The organism is Pseudoxanthomonas sp. PXM04 (genome assembly GCF_014851695.1).
Lineage (GTDB): Bacteria > Pseudomonadota > Gammaproteobacteria > Xanthomonadales > Xanthomonadaceae > Pseudoxanthomonas_A > Pseudoxanthomonas_A beigongshangi.
Genome location: NZ_JACVAG010000002.1, coordinates 86,529 through 110,055 on the forward strand (window position 1 = coordinate 86,529; position 23,527 = coordinate 110,055).

The 23,527-nt window shown below is 68.4% G+C and carries 17 protein-coding genes; 5 read left to right on the top strand and 12 right to left on the bottom strand.

Translation table 11 applies throughout. The features are described from left to right. The first annotated feature begins 5 nt into the window (after nucleotides 1–5). Both bioA and IB228_RS06430 read left to right on the top strand, forming a co-directional pair. On the top strand, nucleotides 6–1,379 hold the full coding sequence (bioA, locus tag IB228_RS06425) for an adenosylmethionine--8-amino-7-oxononanoate transaminase (RefSeq protein ID WP_183638869.1): 1,374 nt from the start codon (nucleotides 6–8) through the stop codon (nucleotides 1,377–1,379). Further along, entirely contained in the window at nucleotides 1,370–2,107 is a 738-nt protein-coding gene (locus IB228_RS06430; RefSeq protein ID WP_192197924.1) for a 16S rRNA (uracil(1498)-N(3))-methyltransferase, read from the top strand. The genes bioA and IB228_RS06430 overlap by 10 nt, the downstream gene beginning before the upstream one ends. Before the next feature lie 16 nt (nucleotides 2,108–2,123). Here the strand turns inward: IB228_RS06430 and IB228_RS06435 are convergent, their stop codons facing one another. The 7 genes from IB228_RS06435 to pilG all read right to left on the bottom strand — a co-directional run bounded on the left by IB228_RS06435 (nucleotide 2,124) and on the right by pilG (nucleotide 13,738). After that, nucleotides 2,124–2,474, bottom strand: coding sequence for a hypothetical protein (locus IB228_RS06435; RefSeq protein ID WP_192197925.1), 351 nt, complete (start codon nucleotides 2,472–2,474; stop codon nucleotides 2,124–2,126). A 141-nt stretch (nucleotides 2,475–2,615) separates the two neighbouring features. After that, a complete protein-coding gene (locus IB228_RS06440) occupies nucleotides 2,616–3,083 on the bottom strand; it encodes a chemotaxis protein CheW (RefSeq protein WP_192197926.1) in 468 nt (155 codons plus the stop codon). 13 nt (nucleotides 3,084–3,096) lie between these two features. Continuing rightward, entirely contained in the window at nucleotides 3,097–4,404 is a 1,308-nt protein-coding gene (locus IB228_RS06445) for a chemotaxis protein CheB (protein ID WP_343227055.1), read from the bottom strand. Next, a complete protein-coding gene (locus tag IB228_RS06450; protein WP_192197927.1) occupies nucleotides 4,391–10,597 on the bottom strand; it encodes an Hpt domain-containing protein in 6,207 nt (2,068 codons plus the stop codon). The genes IB228_RS06445 and IB228_RS06450 overlap by 14 nt, the downstream gene beginning before the upstream one ends. Nucleotides 10,598–10,686: 89 nt before the next feature. Then, nucleotides 10,687–12,723 (bottom strand): methyl-accepting chemotaxis protein, encoded by a 2,037-nt coding sequence (locus IB228_RS06455; protein WP_183638877.1) that lies wholly within the window; start codon nucleotides 12,721–12,723, stop codon nucleotides 10,687–10,689. A gap of 36 nt (nucleotides 12,724–12,759) precedes the next feature. After that, complete coding sequence (locus IB228_RS06460) at nucleotides 12,760–13,293, bottom strand: chemotaxis protein CheW (protein ID WP_192197928.1); 534 nt, start codon at nucleotides 13,291–13,293, stop codon at nucleotides 12,760–12,762. A 43-nt stretch (nucleotides 13,294–13,336) separates the two neighbouring features. Continuing rightward, complete coding sequence (pilG, locus tag IB228_RS06465) at nucleotides 13,337–13,738, bottom strand: twitching motility response regulator PilG (RefSeq protein WP_141455768.1); 402 nt, start codon at nucleotides 13,736–13,738, stop codon at nucleotides 13,337–13,339. Between the two features lie 228 nt (nucleotides 13,739–13,966). On the opposite strand from pilG, the gene gshB reads away from it, so the two are divergent. Continuing rightward, nucleotides 13,967–14,914, top strand: a complete 948-nt coding sequence (gene gshB / locus IB228_RS06470; RefSeq protein ID WP_192197929.1) for a glutathione synthase — start codon at nucleotides 13,967–13,969, stop codon at nucleotides 14,912–14,914. A gap of 1 nt (nucleotide 14,915) precedes the next feature. Beyond that, complete coding sequence (locus tag IB228_RS06475) at nucleotides 14,916–15,791, top strand: TonB family protein (RefSeq protein ID WP_183638881.1); 876 nt, start codon at nucleotides 14,916–14,918, stop codon at nucleotides 15,789–15,791. 87 nt (nucleotides 15,792–15,878) lie between these two features. Here IB228_RS06475 and IB228_RS06480 read toward each other — a convergent pair whose 3' ends face one another. Further along, nucleotides 15,879–16,544: a hypothetical protein gene (locus IB228_RS06480; protein WP_192197930.1), complete on the bottom strand. Its 666-nt coding sequence runs from the start codon at nucleotides 16,542–16,544 to the stop codon at nucleotides 15,879–15,881. A 678-nt stretch (nucleotides 16,545–17,222) separates the two neighbouring features. On the opposite strand from IB228_RS06480, the gene IB228_RS06485 reads away from it, so the two are divergent. Beyond that, on the top strand, nucleotides 17,223–17,591 hold the full coding sequence (locus IB228_RS06485; RefSeq protein WP_183638888.1) for a helix-turn-helix transcriptional regulator: 369 nt from the start codon (nucleotides 17,223–17,225) through the stop codon (nucleotides 17,589–17,591). 57 nt (nucleotides 17,592–17,648) lie between these two features. Here the strand turns inward: IB228_RS06485 and tsaB are convergent, their stop codons facing one another. Genes tsaB through mrcB form a run of 4 tightly spaced genes read right to left on the bottom strand, consistent with a single transcriptional unit; the run spans nucleotide 17,649 to nucleotide 23,393 of the window. After that, nucleotides 17,649–18,374 carry a tRNA (adenosine(37)-N6)-threonylcarbamoyltransferase complex dimerization subunit type 1 TsaB gene (gene tsaB, locus IB228_RS06490; RefSeq protein WP_192197931.1) on the bottom strand — a complete coding sequence of 242 codons (726 nt, stop codon included), beginning with the start codon at nucleotides 18,372–18,374 and terminating at the stop codon, nucleotides 17,649–17,651. Beyond that, nucleotides 18,371–20,368 carry an ATP-dependent DNA helicase gene (locus tag IB228_RS06495; RefSeq protein WP_183638892.1) on the bottom strand — a complete coding sequence of 666 codons (1,998 nt, stop codon included), beginning with the start codon at nucleotides 20,366–20,368 and terminating at the stop codon, nucleotides 18,371–18,373. Before IB228_RS06495 ends, tsaB begins: the two co-directional genes overlap by 4 nt. 2 nt (nucleotides 20,369–20,370) lie before the next feature. After that, the gene (locus IB228_RS06500) at nucleotides 20,371–20,976 is read right to left on the bottom strand and encodes a tetratricopeptide repeat protein (RefSeq protein ID WP_183638894.1); all 606 of its coding nucleotides are present in this window, start codon (nucleotides 20,974–20,976) and stop codon (nucleotides 20,371–20,373) included. Further along, nucleotides 20,973–23,393 carry a penicillin-binding protein 1B gene (gene mrcB, locus IB228_RS06505; protein ID WP_183641175.1) on the bottom strand — a complete coding sequence of 807 codons (2,421 nt, stop codon included), beginning with the start codon at nucleotides 23,391–23,393 and terminating at the stop codon, nucleotides 20,973–20,975. Before mrcB ends, IB228_RS06500 begins: the two co-directional genes overlap by 4 nt. Nucleotides 23,394–23,527: the final 134 nt, after the last annotated feature.

A 23,527-nucleotide genomic window follows, 5' to 3' on the forward strand; every position in this document is an offset into this window, starting at 1 on the left:
CCCGAATGCTAGCAGAGGCCGACGCCTGGCGTTCGCGCGATCTCGCGGTCCTGTGGCATCCGTGCACCCAGATGCGCGAGCATCCCCATACCTTGCCGTTGGTTCCCATCGCCCGGGGCGAAGGCGCCTGGTTGATCGGCCAGGACGGACGGCGCTATCTGGACGCGGTCAGCAGTTGGTGGACCAACCTGTTCGGCCATGCCGAACCGCGCATCGCGGCCGCCATCGCACGCCAGGCCGGGCAACTGGAACAGGTGATCCTGGCCGGCTTCAGCCACCCGCCCGCGGTGGAACTGGCCGAGCGCCTGCTGGCGCTGGCGCCGCGGCAACCCGGACGCGCGCCATTGGCGAAAGTGTTCTATGCCGACAACGGTTCGGCCGGGGTGGAAGTCGCCCTGAAGATGGCCTTCCACTACTTCCACAATCGCGGCGAGGCGCGGCGGACGAAGTTCATCGCGCTGGAGAACGGCTACCACGGCGAAACCCTGGGGGCGCTGGCGGTCGGCGACATTCCGCTGTACCGGCGCATCTATGCGCCGCTGCTCGCCGAAGCGCTGTTCACGCCCTCGCCCGACGCCTGGCAGGCCGAACCGGGCGAGAGCGACGCCGATGTCGCCGCGCGCGCGGCCGATGCCTTGGCGGACCTGCTGGACCGCCACCCCGGTGAAATCTGCGCGTTGATCCTGGAGCCGCGGGTGCAGTGCGCCGGCGGCATGCGCATGCACCATCCGGATTATCTGCGACGCGCACGCGAACTCTGCGATGCGCACGGCGTGTTCCTGATCGCCGACGAGATCGCGGTCGGCTTCGGTCGCACCGGCACCCTGTTCGCCAGCGAACAGAGTGGCGTCATGCCGGATCTGCTGTGCCTGTCCAAGGGCCTGACCGGCGGCTTCCTGCCGCTGGCCGCGGTGCTGGCCACGCAGGCGATCTACGACGCGTTCCTCGATGATTCCCGTGAACGCGCCTTCCTGCACTCGCACAGCTACACCGGCAACCCGCTGGCCTGCGCCGCTGCGCTGGCGAGCCTGGACATCTTCGCCCAGGATGACGTGCTGGCCCGCAATCGGACCACCGCCGGCCGCATGGCGGCGCTGGCCGCGCCGCTGAAGGAATTGCCCTGGGTCGCCGACGTGCGCCAGGCCGGCATGATCCTGGCGATCGAGCTGACCCGCGACGGCGATCGCCGCCATCCGTTCGAATCCGGTCGACGCATCGGCCTGCACGCCTACCGCGCGGCGCTGGCCCGCGGCGTGGTGCTGCGGCCGCTCGGCGACGTGCTGTACTGGATGCCGCCCTATTGCGTGGACGAGGCGCAGCTCGAACTGCTGGCCGCCACCACCCGCGCCGCCATCGAGGAAGCCATCGCATGCGCCTGACCCGTTGCCACGTCGACCTGCCGCTGGCGCCGGCGCGGACCTTCACGCTGCCGGAGTCCGCAGCCAACCATCTCGGCCGGGTCCTGCGCCTGCGCGAAGGCGACGAGTGCGTGCTGTTCAACGGCGACGGCCAGGACTACGCCGCCCGCCTGGTCGAGGTGAACAAGCGCGAGGTGCGCGCCGAAATCCTGTCCGCGCTGCCGGTCGATCGCGAATCGCCACTGCGGTTGACCCTGATCCAGGGCATCGCCCGCGGCGAGAAGATGGATCTGATCCTGCAGAAGGCGACCGAACTCGGCGTCGCCCGGTTCCAGCCGGTGAACGCCGAGCGCACCGAAGTGAAGCTGGATGCCGAGCGCCTGGACAAGCGGGTGGCGCACTGGCGCAGCGTGATCGTGTCGGCCTGCGAGCAAAGCGGCCGCGGCCAGGTACCGGAACTGGCGCCGCCGGCCGGGCTGATGCAGGCGGCGCAGGCGTGCGCGGCGTCCGACCTGCGGCTGCTGCTGGATCCGGTCGGCGAGCTGTCCCTCGCCGCGATGACCTTGCCGCCCGACGCCGGCGTTGTCGTCGCCATCGGGCCGGAGGGCGGCTGGTCGCCGCGTGATCGCGAGATCCTGCTGGCGTCCGGATTCCAGGGCATGCGGCTGGGGCCGCGCATCCTGCGCACGGAAACCGCCGGCCTGGCCGCGATCGCGGCCTTGCAGGCGCGTTTCGGCGATCTCGCCTAGGCGCGAGTCACGCGTCTCATCGCCAGGCGGCCAGTTCCTCGGCGCTGATGCGGCCGTCGTGGTTGCGATCGACCAGCTTGAATTCGCTCGCCAGCGCGTGGCCCTCCGGCACTTCGTCGCGGCTTACCACGCCATCGCCGTTGCGATCGAGATCGGTCACGGTAACCCGGTAATCGGCGGCGTTGGGCAGCGCTTCCGGCTGTCCCCAGCGCACGGTGACCGGGCCGCTCTGCTCCTGCAGCTGACGGCTCTGGCCGCCGCCGTGATACGCGGTCAGCGATTCGGTGCGCACCGGCTGCGGGGATGCCTGCTGGGCAACGGCCTGCGCGGTCAGCAGCCAAAGGGGAAGAAGGATCCAGGCTTTCATGATGGCCTCCCGTTTCGCGGTGGACAAGCTGCGCTCGGCAGCACGATCACGCTGTCACCGCCGCCGCAAACCGGGCGTGAATGCGTGTCGCCGCGCCAGCGCAAGTTCAGCGCGGTGGAAACGGCGTGAACGGGTGTGCGCTCAGGCCGCCTGCAGCGCCTCGTGGATGCGATCCTCGACCAGTTGCAGGTCCGGCAGGATCGCGACCTCGTCGCCGAGCAGCACGCGTACCTGCACGCCCGCCGGCAGCTCTTCCTCGGTCGCGTCGGCCAGCAGCCCGTCGCGCGGCACCGAGACCAGACGCGGGAACGATGGCGTCAGCAGCGCGTAGTAAGGCAGCTCGGCACGACCGCCCAACGCTTTCAGCACCACGATCTTGTTGTTGGCCTGCGCCGTTTCGCCGCCCAGTCCGGTCAGCCGGGCGAAGGCGACCAGCGGCACCCGCCAGCCGTGCCAGTCGATGGCGCCTGCCAGCCAGGCGGGCGCATCCTCGATCGGCATGATCGGTGCGCGCGAAAGCACTTCGGCGATCGTCGCGTTGGGCAACAGCAGGCGGTCATCGCCGCTCTGTACCAATACGCCACGGATCTCGTCGTTCGAATGTGCCATGCGGGAATTCTCCTCAGATCCAGCGTTCGGCCAGTTGCCTGGCCATCTCGACCGGCGTCGCCAGCGTTCCGCCGCGTGCCGCCAATGCGTGCGACGCGGTCGGGTCGTAGCAGCCTTCCGGCGCCTGCGCGGCGACCCAGGCGCCCTGCGCGTTCAACGCCCAGGCCGCGTTGACCCATTGGCTGTCGCTGCCGCTCAGCAGCAGCACCGCGCTATCGCGTGGCGGCAACTGCGCGATCGCGGTTTCGAGTTCGCCATGGGCACGGAAATCGATCGCGTCCTGCTCCACGCCGATGCCGACATCGCCGGGCAGCACATAGACGTGCGCGGCCTCGGCGGCGTGCCCGGCCTCGGCCAGCATCACCGGCATCGTCGAGACGCGCGCCATCTGCCGCACCAGGTTGTCATAGCGTCCGCCATCCAGCTTCAGGTGGATGACCAACGGACGGCCGAAATCGGGCGGGAGCTCGGCGAGCAGCTTGCGTATCGCATCCGGGCCGCCGATGCCGGCGAACACCAGCACCGCGCCGGGCGTGCGCGGACCGCCGCCCGCCGCCGTCGGTTCCAGCGGTTCCAGTGACAGTTCCCACTTCGACGGGGCCGGGTTCCCGTCCAGCGACGACGGCGGGACGGACGGCGATGCCGGGGAGGAAGGCGCGGGTTCGGTGGTCACCGGCTCCAGCGCCAGATCCCAGACCGGCTCGATGGCCGGCGGACGCGGCGGAGGCAATGGAGTCTCCGCGCGAAGTTCTTCCTTCGGCGCCGCGCCGCGCAGCCAATCGTCCGCGTCGACCACCGCGGACTGGGCCGCCGCCGATGGCGGCCGGTAGGCGAAGTCGTCGTCGGGAAGTTCCCAGGCGCGATCCACCGCCTCGTGCACGTGCGGTTCGATCGCGGCATCGGCGTGCATCTGCGCGGGCGTGGGCGGCAGGCCCGGTTCCAGCGCAAGCGATGCATCCTCTTCGCGGCCGGGTGGCAGCACATCGTCGTGGCCGTTGATCTTGGCCGCCAGGTGGCGTGCCCAGCGCCGTGCTTCCCAGCCATCGCGACGGGCCGCCAGTTCGGCCTCCTCGAACAGTACGGCGATCGCCGGATCGTCGAGCACGGCATCGAAGCGGGCGAGGCTGTCCTCGATGGCCGGCTCCAGCGCCACCAGCACCACTTCGGGGGCCGCGTCGGTCACCGTCTGCGCATCGATCGCCGCCGGATCGTCTTCCAGCACGATGTCCGCGCCCACCTCGTTGAGCGCGCTGCGCAGGCGTTCCCGCGCCGGCCCGGAGCGGGCCAGAAGGGCGACGCGCTTGACCTCATTCGCGGACACGGGCGATTCCCAGCAGATCGTAGACGTTGCGCATCAAATCCAGTTCCTGGTACGGCTTGCCCATGTAGCGCTGCACGCCGATGTCGAACGCGCGCTGGCGATGCTTGTCGCCGGTACGCGAGGTGATCATGACGATGGGCACGTCCTTGAAGCGCGGGTCGGCCTTCATCGCGGTCGCCAGTTCATAGCCGTCCATGCGCGGCATCTCGATGTCCAGCAGCATCAGGTCCGGCACCCGGTCTTCCAGCTTCTCCAGCGCTTCGACGCCGTCGCGCGCGGCGGTGACCTCGAAGTTGTGGCGCTCCAGCACGCGGCCGGTCACCTTGCGCATGGTCAACGAGTCGTCGACCACCATCACCAGCGGCACGCGGCGCTGCTCCTGCACCGGTGCCGCCGACGCCGGCTGCTGCGGCTGGGCCAGGTGGCGACGCACCAGCGGTGCGATGTCCAGGATGACCACCACGCTGCCGTCGCCAGTGATCGTGGCGCCGTAGATGCCGGGGATGGAGGCCAGCTGCGGACCGACCGCCTTGACCACGATTTCACGGTTGCCCAGCACCTGATCCACCGCCACCGCCGCGCGCATGTCGCCGGCGCGAATCAGCAGCAGCGGCACCTGCGCCTCGCCTTCGGCGCGCGCCGGCGCATGGCCGACCAGGTGGCCCAGGTTGTACAGGGTGTACTCCTCGCCGCCGTAGACGTAACCGCCTTCGCCGGCTTCGAAGCGCGCATGGCTGATGCGACCGATGCCGCTGACCGAGGCGACCGGCACGGCGAACTGGGTTTCGCCGATCTGCACGAACGCGGCCTGGGTCACCGCGAGCGTCTGCGGCAGGCGCAGGGTGAACTCCGCCCCCTCGCCCTGGCGCGAAGCGATGTCCAGCGATCCGCCCAGCTGTCGCACTTCGTTGTAGACCACGTCCATGCCGACGCCGCGTCCGGCCAACTGGCTGACGCTGTCGTAGGTGGAGAAACCCGACTCCAGGATCAACCGATCCAGATCGATGTCGTCGATGGCCGCGCCCGGCTGCAGCAGGCCGCGCTGTTCGGCGCGCTCGCGGATCGCCGTCCGGTTCAGGCCCGCGCCGTCGTCGCGGACGCTCAGCACCATTTCCGAACCTTCCCGGCGCAGGTGGACCTGCACCGTGCCTTCCTCCGGCTTGCCCGCCTTGGTGCGCCTGTCGGGCGACTCCAGGCCATGCGCCACCGAGTTGCGCAGCAGGTGTTCCAGCGGCGCGGTCATGCGCTCCAGCACGTTGCGGTCCATTTCGCCGTGGGTGCCTTCCAGCAACAGGCGGACCTGCTTGCCGGTATCGGCCGCCGCCTGGCGCAGCACGCGCCGCAGGCGCGGCACGATGCCTTCGAACGGCACCATGCGCGCGCGCATCAGGCCGTCCTGCAGTTCCGAACTCACGCGCGACTGCTGGTGCAGCAGGCTGTCGTAGTTGCGCGCCAGATCGTCCAGCACGCCCTGCAGGCCGCTGATGTCGGCGGCCGACTCGGCCAGCGCGCGACTGAGCTGCTGGAGGGTGGAGAAGCGGTCCAGCTCCAGCGGGTCGAAGGTGGCGTCCTGGTGATCCTGCTCGCGCTGGTAGCGCGCGACGATCTGAGCCTCCGTCTCCAGGTCCAGGCGACGCAACTGGTCGTGCAGGCGGATGTTGGTGCGCTCCAGTTCGGCCATCGCGCCGCGGAACGCGCCGAGTTGCTGCTCCAGACGGGCGCGGTAGATCGCCACTTCGCCGGCGTGGTTGACCAAACGGTCCAGCAGATCCGCGCGTACGCGTACCTGCTCCTGCTGGCTATGGGGGAAGAACTCCTCGTCCTGCGCGAATTCGGTCTCGACCGGTGCCGACAGCGGCGCCAGCGTGACCGGCGCGGGCGCCGGCTCGACCACGCGTTCGGGTCCGGCGGGCGGCTCCAGCCCGCGCGCATGCGCGACGAATTCGCCAATCAGCCCCTCCGGCAGGCGGACCGCGCGACGCGCGGACACCCGCTTGAGTTGTTCGTGCAACGCATCGAAACCACGTTCGAGCAGTTGCACGCCGCGCCGATCCAGTTCGGTGCGCTGGGCCACGATCGATTCCAGCATCGATTCGATCGCGTGGCCCAGATCGCCGACCGCGTGGATGCCGGCCATGCGCGCGCCACCCTTGAGGGTGTGCAGATCGCGCTGCAGGCCGGTCACCAGACTGCGGTCTTCCGGCGTTTCGCGCAGCCTGGCCAGCAGGTCGTCGGAATGGTCGAGCAGGTCGTTGCCTTCCTCGACGAAAATCTCGACCAGATCCAGATCCAGACCGGTCAGATCGAGCGCGTCTTCGGGCTGTTCTTCCATGGCTGCAGCCTCGGCGGATGCCTGTACCGCGTCTTCCGCCGCAGCGGCGGTCTCGAACGCCGCCGGCGCCGGCGACGTATCCGCGTCCGCACCTGCGGTCTCCGCTTCCACGTGTTCCGGGGCCGGCCCGGCCGCGGGCAGGGCTTCGGATTCCGCCTCGATCACGGCCGCATCGAAGGTGGTTTCGGTCGCGGTGGTGGCTTCGGTGGCTTCGGTTTCCGCAAATCCGGCTTCCGCCAGATCCGGTTCCTGTTCCGGTTCGGGTTCCGCTTCGGCCAATCCGGCGGCGATCAAACCGGCGTCGCCGGCTTCGAGGTCGGACGTCGGTTCGTCGCCCGCGCCGATCTCCGGCGTGGCGAAAGATGCCTCCGATTCAATGTCGGCGACTTCAACGTCGACGGCAGCGGAAACCGGTTCTCCATCCGCTTCCGGCCCTGGCTGGCCGGCGCTTTCCGTGACGAATGCGTCGGCCGCGGAAGCTTCCACTTCCACGGGCGTGATTTCCGAATCCAGGGAAGCAACGGTGTCTTCTTCCCGACCATCCGGCTCGTCGGCGTCGTCGCGCGCGGCGGACACAGGGGACGCGGGCTCGACGCTGGCTTCCTCGACCAGCGTGACGCTTTCCCATACCAGCGCGTCGTCCAGGCTCGCGGTATCGCCAACGGTCGTGGCATCGTCGAGCGCGATTTCCTCGCCGACCTCTCCATCCGTCGCGTCGAGGCCAATCTCCTCGACCACCAGCGCATCGCCGGAAAGCCCGGCCGTTGTCTCGACCGTCGTTTCCGGTGCAGGCTCGGCAGCCGGCGTCGCATCATCGGCGGAACCGGACGCCGCATCGATCGCGGGGACGGATCCGGCATCGGACCAGGGCGTATAGACATACGAGGTGCGCACGTCGTGCACATCGTAGAAGTTGATGGTGCTGGCGGCCTGCGCCGCCGCGGTGGCATCCGCGACCGACGCCTCCGGCGCGCCTTCGGACGGGGCGGCTTCGGACGAGGTCGAATCGACCATTGCGGGATCGAGCGCTGCAGGCGCAAGCGGCTCGTCCGCTTCCACCGGTGGCAACGCCCCGGTCTCCTGCACGTCGCCTGCGTCCGTCGTTGCCGCTGTTCCGGTCGCGTCACGCCAGCCGGTGACGCCGAGCGCGTCGGCCTGCGCAGGCTCGATGAAGCGGGACAGATCGTGCGGCGCCAACTGCACGTCTTCCAGCGGTGCCGGGCCCGCGGTGCCGGACACGGTTTCGACATAGGTGCCCTGGGCACTGTCGTTGACCAGTTGGGCGCCTGCGCGCACGTCGGGCAGGCTGTCGCGCAGGGCGGCCAGGCGCGCGGACAGCGCCGCGAACACCGGGATGCGCGGCGAAGGCCTGTTGAGTGCGTCGATGCTGCGGGCAATCGCCGCGGCGGCGTCGGAAAGTGCGTCCACGCCTTCCGGCGCGGGTGTGCCGGCGACGGCGAGCAACCGCTTGATGTACTGCTCGGCCGGTGCGGTGACCTCGATGATTTCGGGCACGTCCGCCATCGCGAACGCGCCATTCATCGTGTGCATCGCGCGTAGCAGCGGTTCGGTCGCCGGTTGTGGCGCGATCCGCGCCGCCGACAGCCAGCCGTGGACGGTCTCCAGATGAGTGGCGACTTCCGCTTCCAGGATCTCCCGCAGGACCGAGTCCACCGAAGCCGGCGTACCCGAGAGGAAGTCCGGTTCCGGTTCGGCGCTGCGGCTGTCCGCGGCCGCGGCCACCATCGGCTCGAGGGCCGCGGGTTCGCCATCCTCGATCGCCTCGATGGCTTCGGCGTCCGCCGCGTCCTGCTTCGAGTAGAACGCTTCCTCGCCCGCCGCGATCCGATCGGCCACGGCCTTGATGCCTTCCAGGTCCGCGCTGACCGGCGCCTGTCCGCGCAGCGCCGCGTTCAATTGCGGCAGCACGTCGCAAGCCTGTTCCAGCAGCACCGCCACCGCGGTGCTCGGTGCGCGCGTGCGGTCCAGCACGCGGTTGAGCATGTTCTCGACCTTCCAGCTGAACTCGCCCAGCGCCTTGGCGCCGACCAGGCGGCCGCTGCCCTTCAGGGTATGGAACACGCGGCGGATCGGACGCAACCGTTCCAGATCCTCGGGCACCATCCGCCAGGCTGGCAACAGCTGGCGCAGATTGACGATTTCCTCGTCGAACTCCTCCAGGAACACTTCCCGGATCTCGTCGTCGATGTCGCCACCCTCGACTTCGAACCCGCCGGCCAGCGCGGTCACCGCCGCGACCGGTGGCGGCGCGTGCGGTACCTGCGGAGCGCCCTGCGGCATGGCGTGGCCGTCACCGGACGGGGCCAGCGCGCTGGCCGCGGCGTCGATGTCGGCCATCACCGCGGCGAGTTCGTCGTCGTCGGCGGTATCGGATTCGATTTCCAGTTCGACCGGTTCCCAGCTGACGGGGACCGTGCTCGGCGCCGGCGGAGCTTCCTCGGTGAACTCGAAACCCACCGGGTCGAAGGGATGTGCCGGCTCATCGGTGCCGTCGATGGACGCGGTGAGGGCTGCCGTCGGCGCCACGGTTTCCGGCTGCGCCGGCGCCTGCGGCTCCTCCATGGGCGCGCCGGCCGGAGCTTCCTCCGGCAACGGCCAGTACCGCAGGTTTTCCAGGCTGCTGCGGGTGATTTCCAGGATGTCGTCGCGATTGGGGCGCCGCTCGCGCAGCGCCTCCAGGTAATACTCCAGACTGGCCAGCGCGTCGGCGAGCGTGTCGAGCTGCTGTCCGCCGGGCACGCGGCGCTTGCCGATGAGCTCGTTGCTGACGTAACGGCGCACGCCCAGCAGGTAGTCGCCGGCCTGATCCAGTTCCAGCATGCGCATCGCGCCGGCGACCTCGTCCAGCAGGCGCGGAACTTCGGCCAGTTCGGCATGATCCCAGTTGGTCTCGATGAAGGCGACGAACTTCTCGCGCGCCGAAGCGAAATTGATGATCGCCTCCTGCGCCAGCACCTCGACGGTGCGCTGCGATTCGACCGCGCTCGGATCCTGCTGGCCTTCGTCGGCCGGGCCGCCCAGGCGCGCGACCTGGTCGTCCAGCGACGCGTCCACGTAGAGCAGCGCGCCGGCAATGTCGAGCAGCGTGCCCTCGTCGGCCTGGCGGCGGCCTTCGGCCACGTCGCGCAATGCGTCGCGCTGCTGCTGCACGACATCGCGCGCCACGCCCAGGCCCATCATGCCCAGGGTGTCGGCGACGTTGCCCAGTTCGGCAACCTGCTGTTGCAGCGATGCGGCATCGCCGCGCGTGCGCAGGTGCAGATCCAGCGCGTCCTTCACCCGCAGCAGTTCTTCCTTGACCGCGCCGCCCACCGTGTCGAGCAGTTCGCGGTTGCGTCCGCTGATGCTGCTGCGCGCGTGATCGATTTCCTCGGCGCTCGGCTGCGGCGCCTCGGCTGCCTGGGTTCCCGGCGGGAACAACATGCTTTCGTTCAATCCGGACGCGCCGCGGGCGTTGCGGATTTCGTTGAGCAGCGGCAGCAGCACGATCGGGATGTCGCGATGGCCGTCCTGCAGGCGCTCCAGGTAGTCCGGCAGCAATACCGCGCCGCGCATCAGGGTGGCGCAGGCCTCCTCGCGGTCGGTGACGTTCCCTTCCTGCAATGCCTGCGCCAGCTGTTCCAGCTCCTCGGCGACCATCGCCGGGGCATACAGTTCCACCATCCGCAGCGTGCCCTGGACCTGGTGAAGGTAACCGGCGCAGAACCGCATCCGGCTGCCGTCGGTCGGGGTCTCGACGAACGCCTCGATCTCGCCGCGCGCCAGGCGCAGCGTCTCGTCCAGCTCGGGTTTGACCCAACCCAGGACGGCATGGCTCATGGCCTCGCGCAACGCGCTCATCGGCACGCTCCGTCAGCAAGCGAGCGGCAGCCCGTCCGGGACGGGTGCCATGCGGTGGAAATTCGGGCTTTCATCCGTGCGTTCCGTCCTCAGCCCGGCAGTTTGAAGTCGGCGACCGAACGACGCAGGTCCGCCGCCAGTTGCGCCAGGTGGCCGATCGAATCGGCGGTCTGCTTGGCGCCGAGCGAAGTCTGCGAGGTGATCTGGCGGATCACGCCCATCGTCTCGGTGATGTCCGAGGCCGCGGCCGACTGCTGCTGGGCCGCACCGGAGATGTTCTTGATGAGGTCGTTGAGATCGCTGGACACGCGCTCGATCTCGCCCAGCGCGGTGCCCGCGTCCTCGGCCAGGCGCGCGCCGGACACCACTTCGGCGGTGGTCTGTTCCATCGAACTGACCGCCTCGTTGGTGTCGGCCTGAATCGCCTGCACCAGCGACTCGATGCGGCGGGTCGCGCCGGAGGTGCGTTCGGCCAGCCGTTGCACTTCGTCGGCCACGACCGCGAAACCGCGGCCCGCCTCGCCCGCCGAAGCGGCCTGCACCGCGGCGTTCAAGGCCAGGATGTTGGTCTGTTCGGAAATGTCGTTGATCAGTTCCACCACCGATCCGATTTCCTGCGAGGACTCGCCCAGGCGCTTGATGCGCTTGGAGGTTTCCTGGATCTGGTCGCGAATCTGGTCCATGCCGCGGATGGTCTCGCGGACCACGCCGGCGCCCTCGGTCGCGATCTGCACCGAGCGCTGCGCCACGTCCGCCGATTCGGTGGAGTTGCGCGACACCTGGTCGATGCTGACCGCGATTTCGTTGATGCGCTCGGAGGCGTTGGTGATCTGGTCGGCCTGGTGGCCGGCCGCTTCGGCCAGTTGCAGCGCGGTGGCCTGGGTTTCCTGGGTCGAGGCGGCCACCTGCACCGAAGTGTCGTTGATGGTGGTCACCAGGTTGCGCAGTTCGTCCACCGCGTAGTTGATGGCGTCCGCGATGGCGCCGGTCATGTCCTCGGTCACCGAGGCCTTGACCGTCAGATCGCCTTCACCCAGCGAGCTGATTTCGTCCAGCAACCGCATGATCGCCTGCTGGTTGCGGCTGTTGAATTCGACCTGGGTCTGGTAGCGCGTTTCCTGTTCGCGCTGGCGATTGCGGTACAGGCTGAAAAGGAAGCCGCCGATCGAGACCAGCAGCAGGAAGCCGGCACCCACCGAAATCCAGAAGTTCGGGAACAGGCGGGTATCGCGCACGGAACCGAACGCGGTGAACGCCTCGAACAACCGGGTGCTGTCCTCCAGCATCTTGCCGGCGCCATTGGTCAGCGCCGCGGCCGAGGACTGCGCGCCGAACAGGTTGCGCGAACTGCCGAGGATCGCGTCCAGATCCTTCTTCATGTTGTTCCACAGCGCCTGCGACTGGTCCAGCGCGGACAACGCGCCTGCGTTGCGGACCGCGGCGATGCCCAGGTCGGCGTTGCCGTTGCGCAGGCCTTCCAGCACCTGGCCGAACAGCACCGCGTCGCGGCCGAGCGCGTCGCCGGCCATCGAGGCGCCGGCGCCGCCGGCGCGGATTTCGGTCACGCGACGGGCCATCGTGCCGGCCAGCACGACCTGTTGCAGCGCGCTGTAGATCTGCGAGGACGGCGCCCCGCCGGCCGACATCGCGCGCACCACCTCGTTCAACTGCGCCTGCAACTGCGGCACCTGGCCGGCGAAGCGATCGGCGTTGCCGGACAGGGCCAGCACCGCTGCCTCGCTGGCGATGATCTGGTCGGCGCTCTTGTCCAGCGGCGCCCAGGTCGTCTTCAGCTGGGTCAGCGGTCCGACGATGGCGCCTTCCTTGCCGAACCGGCCTTCCAGTTCGGTGACCGTGGTGTCGATGCGTTCCTTGGTGGTCCGGAATGCCTTGAACGCATCGGCGTTGCCGGCCACTGCCTCGCGGCCGTAGTTGGCCAGCTGTTGCGACAGTACGCGCATGTCCGATGCGCCGGTGCTGGCGCCGGACAACCGGCTGCCCTGCCAGGTGGCGACGCCCGTGTTGGCGCCGAACAGCAATACCGCAATCACCAGCAGGACCAGCCAGGACGTGCTGCCCAGGCCGCCCAGCTTGCTGGTGTTGGGGGAATCCGCCGCAGTGCTCATTTCCAAACCCCTGGCTGTTTCTAGTTGTCGTCCGCGTCAGAGCGCGGCTTGTCGGAACTCCGGTGTGCGCGCCAGCAACGACAGCGCGAACACCCCCCAATCGTGCTCGTCGCCGTGATACGCACGGTCGACGAAATATCCGTAACGCCCCTCGGCCAGTCTCCCCGGCTCGGTCCGCTGGGTTTCATTGAAACTGCGTTGTCCGTACAGCTCGTCGATGGTCAGGGCGACATCCCCGCCCGGCTGGCGCATCACCAGCACCCGCTGCCCCTCGTGCAGCACGGTGCGCTCGCCTTCCAGGAACTGCTTGAGATCGACAACGGGAAACAGGTTGCCGCGCAGGTTGCCGATGCCCAGCAGCCAGGGTTGCGCGCCCGGCACCTGCGTCATCGGCGGCAGCGGCACGATTTCCACCACTTCGGCGAAGTTGGACACCAGCCGGCGCTGGCCGACCCGGTAGCCGACCCCGCGCCATTGGTCGGGCGCCTGCTCGACGGCAGGCAGCACGACCGCATGCGCCAGGCTGCGGCGCTCGTATTCTGCGAGGATATCGAACGGCGTACGACTCATGTCCCGCTCCCAGTGCGCGGTGTGGCAGTCGGCGTCACGGCACTCAAGTGCTGACGTGCGCGCGGATCGCGCCGAGGAGTTCCTCGCGCGTGAACGGCTTGGTCAGGTACTGCTCGGATCCGACGATCCGGCCGCGGGCCTTGTCGAACAGGCCATCCTTGGAGGACAGCATGATCACCGGGGTGCTCTTGAACACCTGGTTGTTCTTGATGAGCGCACAGGTCTGATAACCGTCCAGCCGCGGCATCATGATGTCGACGAAGATGATCTGCGGCTGCTGGTCGGCGATCTTGGCCAGGGCCTCGAAGCCGTCCGTCGCGGTCACCACCTCGCAACCTTCTCGTTTTAATAGGGTCTCCGCGGTGCGGCGGATGGTTTTCGAGTCATCGATAACCATGACCCGGAGGCCATTGAGTTCCCCGGCCCGGTCAGCGTTCTGCGTCATTACTGGAATCCCCGTGCGCGCGACGCTTCATTGACCAACCGGCGTCGCTGCGATGCCCCTATATTCCAGCCCCGGGGCGGACTGTCAAGTTGAGCCTCGGGAAAGGCCCCAGCTGAACACGGCGATGCGAACTCCGTCTCACTTGGCTCGCAGGCTTCCCGGCGGGTTCGACGGGCGCGGCCTGCTACCATCGCGGCACTTTCCGCACCGGTCCGCCACCTCCCCGCCATGCCGTTCGATGTCATCGTCGTCATGGACCCCATCGGGTCCATCAAGATTGCCAAGGACACCACCTTCGCCATGCTGCTGGAAGCCCAGCGCCGCGGCCATCGGCTCCATTACGTGGTCCCGGGCGGGCTGTCGCTGCGCGGCGGCGAGGCCTGGGCGCGCACCGCCCCGCTGGCGGTGAAGGACGACAAGGCCGGCTGGTTCATCCTCGGCGAACCGGTCGACCAGCGCTTCGGCCCCGGCCAGGTGGTGCTGATGCGCAAGGACCCCCCGGTGGACGGCGAGTACCTGTACGACACCCACATCCTGTCGGTGGCCCAGGCCGCCGGTGCCCTGCTGGTCAATGATCCTCAGGGCCTGCGCGATTTCAACGAGAAGCTGGCCGCGCTGCTGTTCCCGCAGTGCTGCCCGCCCACCTTGGTCAGTCGCGACCCGGCCGCGCTCAAGGCCTTCGTCCACGAGCATGGCGAAGCCGTGCTCAAGCCGCTGGACGGGATGGGCGGGCGCTCGATCTTCCGGGTCCGCGCCGGCGATCCCAACACCAACGTGATCCTGGAAACCCTGGTCGGCCCCGGCCACCTGGCCCTGGCCCAGCGCTTCATTCCCGGCATCAAGGACGGCGACAAGCGGGTCCTGCTGGTCGATGGCGAGCCGGTGGACTACGCATTGGCGCGAATCCCGCAAGGCGACGAATTCCGCGGCAACCTCGCTGCCGGCGGCCGCGGCGAAGGCCGCCCGCTGAGCGAGCGCGACCGCTGGATCGCCGGTCAGGTCGGCCATGAAATGAAGCGCCGCGGCATGCTGTTCGTCGGCCTGGACGTGATCGGCGACTACCTGACCGAGGTCAACGTCACCAGCCCGACCTGCGTGCGCGAGCTCGATGCCCAGTTCGGGCTGAACATCGCCGGGCAGTTGTTCGACGTCATCGAGCGCAAGCTGGCCGGCTGACATGAACGCGGTTGCCGTTGCCCCGCCCCGCGTCGGCGAGAACGAACGCCTGGGCGCGACCCTGGCGCTGTCGCTGATCCTGCACGGCATGCTGGTGCTGGGCGTGGGCTTCAGCCTGGACGAGGCGGCGCCGGTGGTGCCCACCCTGGACGTGGTGCTCAGCCAGACCCAGACCCCGCTGACCCCGAAGGAAGCCGACTTCCTGGCCGCCGCCAATCAGCAGGGCGGCGGCGACCACGACAAGGCCAGGCGTCCGCGCGACAGCCAGGCCGGCTGGGTGCCGCAGCAGGAGACCGGGCTGGCGCCGCAGCCGTTGCGCGCGCAATCGCCGGCGCCCGCACCGCCGCCGGAGGCGCGCGTCATCACCACCCGCGACAGCGCGCAGCGGGTGCCGCCGGCCGAATCGACGCCACCGATCGAACGCCCCGACCTGCCGCGGGGCGAGCGCAAGATCCAGCACGACGCCGAGATGGCGCGGCTGGCCGCCGAAATCCATCTGCGCTCGGAGCTGTACGCCAAGCGACCCAAGCGCAAGTTCGTCTCCGCCAGCACCCGCGAGTACGCCTATGCCAACTACCTGCGCGCCTGGGTCGATCGCGCCGAACGCGTGGGCAATCTCAACTATCCGGACGAGGCGCGCCGCAAGCGGTTGGCCGGGCAGCTGGTGATCAGCGTGGCGGTACGTCGCGACGGCTCGATCGAGCAAACCCGCATCATCCAGTCCAGCGGCATCCCGCTGCTCGACTCCACCGCGCTGCGCATCGTCCGCCTCGCCGAACCCTTCCCGCCGCTGCCGGAAACCGACGAGCACATCGACATCCTGCACGTCACCCGCACCTGGAATTTCCTGCCCGGCGGTGAAGTACGGGATGAGTAGTCGCCAGCCGCCGATGCCCGCCGCCGCCTCAGCGTGCGTCCGGAAGCGCTGATCTGCGGCAACCCGCTGCATCCAGCCAACAATGGATCAACCCGGGAAGGCGCGCGACACGCGTGTGGCCCAGATGAATTGCACCGCGAGCGCAAGCACCACCAGCGACACGGGCACGACGATTCTGGAAATGGGAACGAGTCCGAACCATTCCAGCCCCAGATACCAGCGATAGGCATACAGGGGCAGCATCAGGAATCCGACCCCGCAGATCAGGACTTCGGGATCCGTGCGCATCCCCAGCAAGGACGCCAGTCCGTTGTCCGGGGCGCCAAACATCCTGTTCGCCAGAAGCATCCTGCCGGCCAGCCCGGATCTCTCCGATGTCCCGATCTTTCCTTCATACCATTTGAACCGGATTACCAGGTTCATCCAGATCATGAGCGAAGTGAAAACAAGGCAGGTTTGGCCAATTCCTCCCAGCATCAACACCGTTGCCGGCGCCAATCCTTCATCCAGGAGCGTCCTGGCCAGCGGATTCGCTTCGTGTTCCAGATCCGGTGAGTGGTGCAACGTCGCGTAGATGTCGAATGCCGCTCCACCGACGATGAAGGCCGCACCAGCCAGCAGGGGAATGGTCACGCGGCCTCCTTTCCAATCCCGGCGGAATCCCAGCGCAAGAACCGCACACATGCCCGCGCCGACGAGGCAGCCTGCAACCACCTCGATTCGCAACCCTGGCAGGGCGTCGAACAGATTCATGGCCAACAACAGCAAAGTGACGCCGAGCGTCCGATAAAACACCCGATATATGTTCATCCCCCACCCGCGCGAGAAAAGCCTCTGCCATGCGAATCGCATGGCAGAGGCAGCGATCGACCATGCTTCGGAATCACCTACTCGGGATCCACGACTTCACCGGATGGTTTCTCCCCCTTCCGCAAGCCGCCCGTGGTGGCACACCCTGGGCCAGTGGCAAGCAAGATTCCGATCGCCACTACTACCACCGGCGCGATACCGCCTCCAACCGCTGCCGTCTCGCTCATTGAAAGTTCACGCATTTCCTTACTCCTGAAGACGACGTATATCCCCTGCGCCCGGGGCAGGAAAATTCGGCGACATCTCGGCCGGATTTTTCCGTCCCCTTTCTCGTACACGGTTTGCACCCCGGTCAATTAACATTGGGCGTTTCCATGCGCTAGTTCACCAAGCGAGTCTTGACTCCATCAATACGCGGCATTTATCCGGAGCATTTGCTCCTTGCATTCGAACAAACTTCTTTCTTGATTTCGTTCATCCGCTCATCCAAATCCGGAACAGCGGACAGCCGTTGGCGAACAATTCTCGCAAACGCAACTTGCAATGTGAGAGTCAATGTTAGTTGCAGCGATGCGAATGCGCGCACTACGCTCGTTGCTCCTTCACTGCTGGAATGACGACATGAAACTCACATCACGCATCCGTATCGCCCGCCAGAATGCCGGGCTGTCGCAACAGGAATTGTCCGAGCGAATCGGCGTTACCCGCGGCGCGGTCGCCAACTGGGAGTCCGACTCCGAGGTCACGCCCACGGTCGAACACATGATCCGGTTGGCGATACTCACCGGCGTGAGCTTCGAATGGCTGGCGACGGGGCGCGGCGCGGGGAACGACGATCAGGAATCTCCGCATCTGGTCGCCGCCCCGGAAGAATTCGCCCGTGACAGTGACGAACGCTCCCTGCTGCAGTTGTTCCGCGAGGCACCGAAGCAGCAGCGTCCGCTGATCCTGGACGTCGTCGAGGTCCATGCGCGCAAGCGCCGCGCATGAAGCGGGACATCCCGTCCGCGCCATCGCGCGGGCGGGATGTGGGACGGCCGCGCCTGCCTACTTGGATGCCCGCAAGGCTTCCTGCTCGGCCAGCGTCAGCGCGACGTTGTCGCGCAGGTAGGCGGGCTCCACCCGCTCCGGCGCGACGGTTTCGCCACGCGCATAAGCCAGCGATGCCAACTGCGCCAGATCGGACGCATGCGGCAGCACCTGCGGATCCACGCTGGCCAGCCAGGGCTGGAGGCGTGCCTGCAGCGCGCCGTCGAGCGCGGCGAAGCCGGTGCCGGCGCCATGCCAGCGGCCGTCCTCGTCGGGCAGCACGACCGCGTCCGGCGCGGACACGGTCTCTTCCGACAGCGCCACCAGATCCGCGCCATCGCGCATGAAGGCACCGGCATACACCTCGCCCATGCGCGCGTCGATGGCGGCTAGAATGCGTTGCTTCGCCCCGACCGGCTCGGTGGCATACGGCAGCACCAGCGACGCCGCCACCACCTTGAGGGTGGAGATCGGAACGATCGGCCGGTCCAGCGCCATCGCGATGCCCTGCGCCAAAGCGATCGCCAGGCGCACGCCGGTGAACGCGCCGGGCCCGCGGCTGATCGCGATGGCATCCAGTTCGGTCCGCGCCACCCCGGCGTCCGCCAGCAGTGCATCGGCCCAGGGCAACGCCAGTTCGGCATGCCTGCGGGGCGCGATCTCGAAGCGCTCGCGCACTTCGCCGTCCAGATACAGGGCCACCGAACAGGCTTCGGTGGCGGTCTCGAATGCAAGCAGCTTCATGACAGATCCATTTCCCTCTGGCCCGCCGATTCTGGCGCAAAGAACGCCTGCACGTCTTCCACCCGTCGGGTGCGCGCGAACGGCGGCAGCGAATCCAGGAACACCCGGCCATAGGACTTGCCGAGCAGGCGCGGATCGCACAGCACCAGCACGCCGCGATCGGTCTCGCTGCGGATCAGCCGGCCCACGCCCTGCTTGAGCGCGATCACCGCCTGCGGCAGCTGTTCGTCGCGGAACGGATTGCCGCCATGCCGGCGGATGGCGTCCAGGCGCGCTTCGAATACCGGATCATCCGGTGCCGCGAACGGAAGCTTGTCGACCACCACCACCGACAGCGCATCGCCGGCCACGTCGACGCCTTCGCGGAAGCTGGCCGCGCCCAGCAGCACGCCGTTGCCGGATTCGCGGAACCGTTGCAGCAGCAGCGCGCGCGGCGCTTCGCCCTGCACGAACAGCGGCCACGGACCGCCGCGCAGCAGTTCCGCCGCCTCGCGCAGCGCGCGATGCGAGGCGAACAGCAGGAACGCGCGCCCCTGCGAGGCATGCAGCACCGGCTTGACCGCTTCGATCACCGCCCGGCCGAAATCACGCGAGCCAGGATCCGGCAGGCTGCCGGGCAGGTAGCACAGCGCCTGCCGCGGCCAGTCGAACGGACTGGGTTGCAGCAGGGTGGGCGGATCTTCCAGGCCCAGGCGTTCGGCGTAGTGGTCGAAGCGACCGCCCACCGCCAGCGTGGCCGAGGTGAACACCCACGCCGCACGCGACTGTTCGCGGTGCTGGCGCAGCGGCGCGGACACGTCCAGCGGCGTGCGTTGGCAGCGGAAACCACGCTGGGTGAGTTCGTACCAGAACACGTCGCCGGCGGCGTCATGCGCGTGTTCGTCGTCGTCGAATCCGGGGATCGCCTCGCTCTCGCCTTCGCCCAGCCAGCGCGAAAGCCGCGTGGACAATTCGCGCGCGCGGGCGGCGCAGGCATCCAGACCGATGGACGCCTCGGCCATGCCGACCACGCACTGGAAAAGCTCGGCCAGCGCTTCGACCACGTGATCGAAACCCTCGCTCACCTCGATCTTGCCCAGCGCGCGTTCGCGGGTACCGCGTACCGGCAACCCCTCCATCGCCAGGCGCAAGTCGCGCAGCGCCAGTTCCAGCCGCTGCACCGGCGCCTGCAACGCGGCCAGCGCGCCGGGCACGTCCTTGCACTCGCTGAGGCAATCGCGCGCCAGTTCCTGCAGCGGACGCATGCCGAAACCTTCGCCGAAGAAATTGGCCGCCAGTTCGGGCAACTGGTGCGCCTCGTCGATCACGAAGGCCTGCGCGCCCGGCAGGATTTCGCCGAAGCCTTCCTGCTTGAGTGCCAGGTCCGCCAGCAGCAGGTGATGGTTGACCACCACCAGATCGGCCGCCTGCGCGCGCTGGCGCGCCTGCACCACGAAGCAGTCCTCCCAGAACGGGCAATCCGATCCCAGGCAGTTGTCCACCGTGGAGGTGACCATCGGCAGCAGCGGCGAGTCGTCGGGCAGCGTCGCCAGTTCGGCCATGTCGCCGAAGTGGGTGCGTCCGCCCCAGGCGACGATGCGTTGGAACTGGTCGACCTGTTCGCGCGAGGTGAAGCGCGGCTCGCCCTTGGCCTGTTCCAGCCGGTAGCGGCACAGGTAGTTGGCGCGGCCCTTCAGCAGCGCGCTCTTCAACCCGATGCCCAGCGCGTCGCGCACGCGCGGCAAATCGCGGTGATAGAGCTGGTCCTGCAGTGCGCGGGTGCCGGTGGACACGATCGTCTTCAGCCCGGACAGCAGCGCCGGCACCAGATAGGCGAAGGTCTTGCCGGTGCCGGTGCCGGCCTCGGCGATCAGCACATCGCGCTGATCGAAGGCATCGGCAATGGCCCGGGTGAGGCGCAATTGCGCCTCGCGGGGAACGAAAGCATCGAGACGGCTGGCCATGGCGCCGCCCTCGCTGAGGGCTTCGCAACTGGCTTGGGCAAGCTGGGACATCCTTACATTCTATTGATGCCGGGCACCGTGCAGGCATCGAATTGCTGGCCGGCCTCGCCGATGGCGCGATCCAGCGCCGCGAGCTTCGCCGCCTGTTCGTCCAGTTGCGCCTGGTTGGGACGCTTCAGCGGCGCGGCCACCTGCTCGCGACGGCGTTCGCGGACCTGGCGGACGGTTTCCCAGTGCCGGCGGCACAGCGGGCCGACCGCCGAACCGAGCGCGGTGGCGCGCGCGGCGAACTGCTCGGCGCGATCGAATTCGCCCTGCGCCAGCGCGACCTCGGCGCGCTCCTGCAACACCGCCGGGTCGTCGGCGACGATGCCCAGCGCCTTGTCCAGCGCGGCGGCGGCGGCGGCGGCATCGCCCGCGGCCAGTGCCTTGCCGGCGGTATCGCGCAGATCCTCGACCTCCGGATCGCGCAGCGGTTGCACGTTCAGTTCGCGCTCGTCGCCGCCCTGCGCGGCCTTGTGGACCGCACCCAGCATCTGCGCGGGCGTGCGCAGCGCGACGGCGGGCGCCTCGGGCTCGGGCGGCGTGGTGACGCAGGCGGCCAGCGATACCGTGGCAATGGCAAGGATGGCGGTGCGCGGAAACGACTTCATCTTCATGGCGGTGATGCGGGCGGGGGAGTGTCTTCGGCGGGCGGGGCTTCTTCAGGCTTGCGATCCAGGCCGAACCAGCTGCGCCAGCCGCCGCTCTCTTCTTCCGGCGCCACCGGCGCCTCGATGACACAGGCGCTGTAGGCGGGCGCGAAGCCGGCCACGAACGGCAACTGGCGGGCACCGGGACAGCCGGGATCGGTGGTGTTGGAACCCATCACCCACTGCCAGTCCAGACCCTTTCCGGACACGTTCAGCGGTGCGCTGGGCAGTCGCGCGAACAGGTTGGACCACACCCGCATGCCGCCGGTGGCGCCCTGCAGGCCGGTCTGTTCGTTCTTGTCGTTGCCCATCCAGACCACCGCGAGGTGATCGCCGGTGTAACCGGCATACCAGCTGTCGCGGCCATCGTTGCTGGTGCCGGTCTTGCCGGCCGACTGCAAGCGACCCAGACCGTCGCCAAGCAGTCGCCGGCCAGTACCGTTGCTGACCACTTCCTGCAGCGCCACGCTGATCAGGTTGGCGGCGATGGAATCGCCCTCCTGCGCGGGCGCGGGCGTCTTGTCGTAGCGCTTGAGCAGCTTGCCGTTGGGATCCAGCACGCCGCGCACCGCGTGCAACGGCTGGATTTCGCCACCGGACGCGAGGAACTGGTACAGCTGCGCGATCGCATACGGACTCTGGTCGGTCGAACCCAGGATCAACGCGGGATTGGCGTCGGCCTTGATCCCGGCCAGCACGCGCAGCAGCTCGGCCAGCCGTTCCGGATCGACCTTCATGCCGATGCGCACGGTGGCCTGGTTGTACGAGCGCGCGAGCGCGTCGATCAGGCGCACGGTGCCATGGCTGCGATTGTCCGCGTTGCCCGGCGTCCAGCGCCGATTCTTGCCCAGTTGCACCGTCACCGGCGAATCGTCGACCCAACTGGCCAGCGAATAGCTGTCCGGTTGCGCCAGCGCCAGCAGGTATACGAACGGCTTGAGCAGCGAGCCGACCGGACGCTGCGCTTCCACCGCGCGGTTGAAGCCCGGCTGCGACACGTCGCGGCTGCCAACCACCGCCACCACATCGCCGTCGTGCACGTCGGTCACCACCACGCCCGCCTGCAACGGCGGCCGGCGCTTGTTCTCCAGTGCCTTGATGGTGCGGGTGACCGCGCCTTCGGCATAGGCCTGCGCGGACGGCGACATGCCGGTCAGCACGGTCAGGCCAGCACCCTGCAGCGCGCTTTCCGGATAATCACGCGCCAGTTGCCGGCGGACCAGATCCACGTAGGCCGGGAAACGGTTGGCGGCGGCCATACCCGGGGTCTGGGTGACGCCCAGCGGCGCGGCCAGCGCGCGCTTGTATTCCTTTTCGTCGATGAGCTTCGTTTCCAGCAGCTTGCCCAGCACGAAGTCGCGACGTCCCTTCGCCCGCTCCGGATTGCGACGCGGATCGTAATGGGAAGGCCCCTTCACCATGCCGATCAGCAGCGCAACCTGCTCGGTGGTCAGCGAATTGAGGTCGCGGCCGAACCAGAATTCCGAGCCCGCGGCAACGCCGTGGATCGCCTGGCTGCCGCGCTGGCCGAGATAGACCTGGTTGAAGTACGCCTCCAGGATCGTGCTCTTGTCGTAGCGCGCTTCCAGGATCAGCGCGAACAGGATTTCGTTGAACTTGCGCGAGGGCGTGACTTCCTTGCCGATGCCGAGCAGGCCGCTGCGCGCGAGCTGCTGGGTCAGGGTGCTGGCACCCTGGCGGGTCTCGCCTCCGGAACGCAGGGTCACCCAGATGGCGCGCACGATGCCGCTGAGATCGATACCGTGGTGATCCTTGAAGTCGCGGTCCTCGACCGCCTGCAGGCCGGTCACCAGCAGCAGCGGAACCTCCTTCAGCCGGACCAGCCGGCGCTCTTCCTGCTTCTGGCCGTACAGGGTCGCGATGCGGGCGGGATCCAGTCGCGCCACCTTCAGGTTCTGCCGGCGATCGGGATCGCGCACCCCGGCGACCCGGCCGCCGGACAGGCTCACCTGGACCCGGCGTGGCGCCACCTGCCCGTCCACGTCGATGAAGCCGCGGCTGGAAATGGTGAAGCGCCCGCCTTCACGGGCGTAGGTGCCGGGCAGCTTGCCGGTGCCGTCATCGCGGTAGGAGGCGGCGGCCAGTTCGGTGTTCAGCGTTTGCGCATCCATCGCCACCCCGGGCGCCAGCGCGAGCGGGCGCGCGTAGACGCGCGTGGGGACCTGCCAGCGCAGCTCCCCGAACCGCTGGGTGACCTGGTGGTTCAGGTACAACGTATACGGAATCAGGAATCCCAGCCCCAGGCCCAGGGCTGCCAGGCCCCAGGTGATCAGTCGCTGGCGCCAGGCCGGGCGGCCCTCGGTGTCGTCCTCGTCGTACTCGTAATCGTCTTCGTCGTCGTAGTCGGTATGGGCCACGGGGATGCGACAATGGGAATTCCGGGCAGTCTACCCCAGTCCTGGCAACGGCCAGGATCCGGATCGCCCGCAATTCAGTATCCGCCCAGCTAACCGTGCTCCCACTGATAGGTTTCCATTGGCACCGGCTGCTTTCCAGG

Coding starts and splice junctions, on each gene's coding strand:
- bioA (WP_183638869.1), top strand. CDS start 6: ATGCTAGCAGAGGCCGACGCCTGGCGTTCGCGCGATCTCGCGGTCCTG.
- IB228_RS06430 (WP_192197924.1), top strand. CDS start 1,370: ATGCGCCTGACCCGTTGCCACGTCGACCTGCCGCTGGCGCCGGCGCGG.
- IB228_RS06435 (WP_192197925.1), bottom strand. CDS start 2,474: ATGAAAGCCTGGATCCTTCTTCCCCTTTGGCTGCTGACCGCGCAGGCC.
- IB228_RS06440 (WP_192197926.1), bottom strand. CDS start 3,083: ATGGCACATTCGAACGACGAGATCCGTGGCGTATTGGTACAGAGCGGC.
- IB228_RS06450 (WP_192197927.1), bottom strand. CDS start 10,597: ATGAGCGCGTTGCGCGAGGCCATGAGCCATGCCGTCCTGGGTTGGGTC.
- IB228_RS06455 (WP_183638877.1), bottom strand. CDS start 12,723: ATGAGCACTGCGGCGGATTCCCCCAACACCAGCAAGCTGGGCGGCCTG.
- IB228_RS06460 (WP_192197928.1), bottom strand. CDS start 13,293: ATGAGTCGTACGCCGTTCGATATCCTCGCAGAATACGAGCGCCGCAGC.
- pilG (WP_141455768.1), bottom strand. CDS start 13,738: ATGACGCAGAACGCTGACCGGGCCGGGGAACTCAATGGCCTCCGGGTC.
- gshB (WP_192197929.1), top strand. CDS start 13,967: ATGCCGTTCGATGTCATCGTCGTCATGGACCCCATCGGGTCCATCAAG.
- IB228_RS06475 (WP_183638881.1), top strand. CDS start 14,916: ATGAACGCGGTTGCCGTTGCCCCGCCCCGCGTCGGCGAGAACGAACGC.
- IB228_RS06480 (WP_192197930.1), bottom strand. CDS start 16,544: ATGAATCTGTTCGACGCCCTGCCAGGGTTGCGAATCGAGGTGGTTGCA.
- IB228_RS06485 (WP_183638888.1), top strand. CDS start 17,223: ATGAAACTCACATCACGCATCCGTATCGCCCGCCAGAATGCCGGGCTG.
- tsaB (WP_192197931.1), bottom strand. CDS start 18,374: ATGAAGCTGCTTGCATTCGAGACCGCCACCGAAGCCTGTTCGGTGGCC.
- IB228_RS06495 (WP_183638892.1), bottom strand. CDS start 20,368: ATGTCCCAGCTTGCCCAAGCCAGTTGCGAAGCCCTCAGCGAGGGCGGC.
- IB228_RS06500 (WP_183638894.1), bottom strand. CDS start 20,976: ATGAAGATGAAGTCGTTTCCGCGCACCGCCATCCTTGCCATTGCCACG.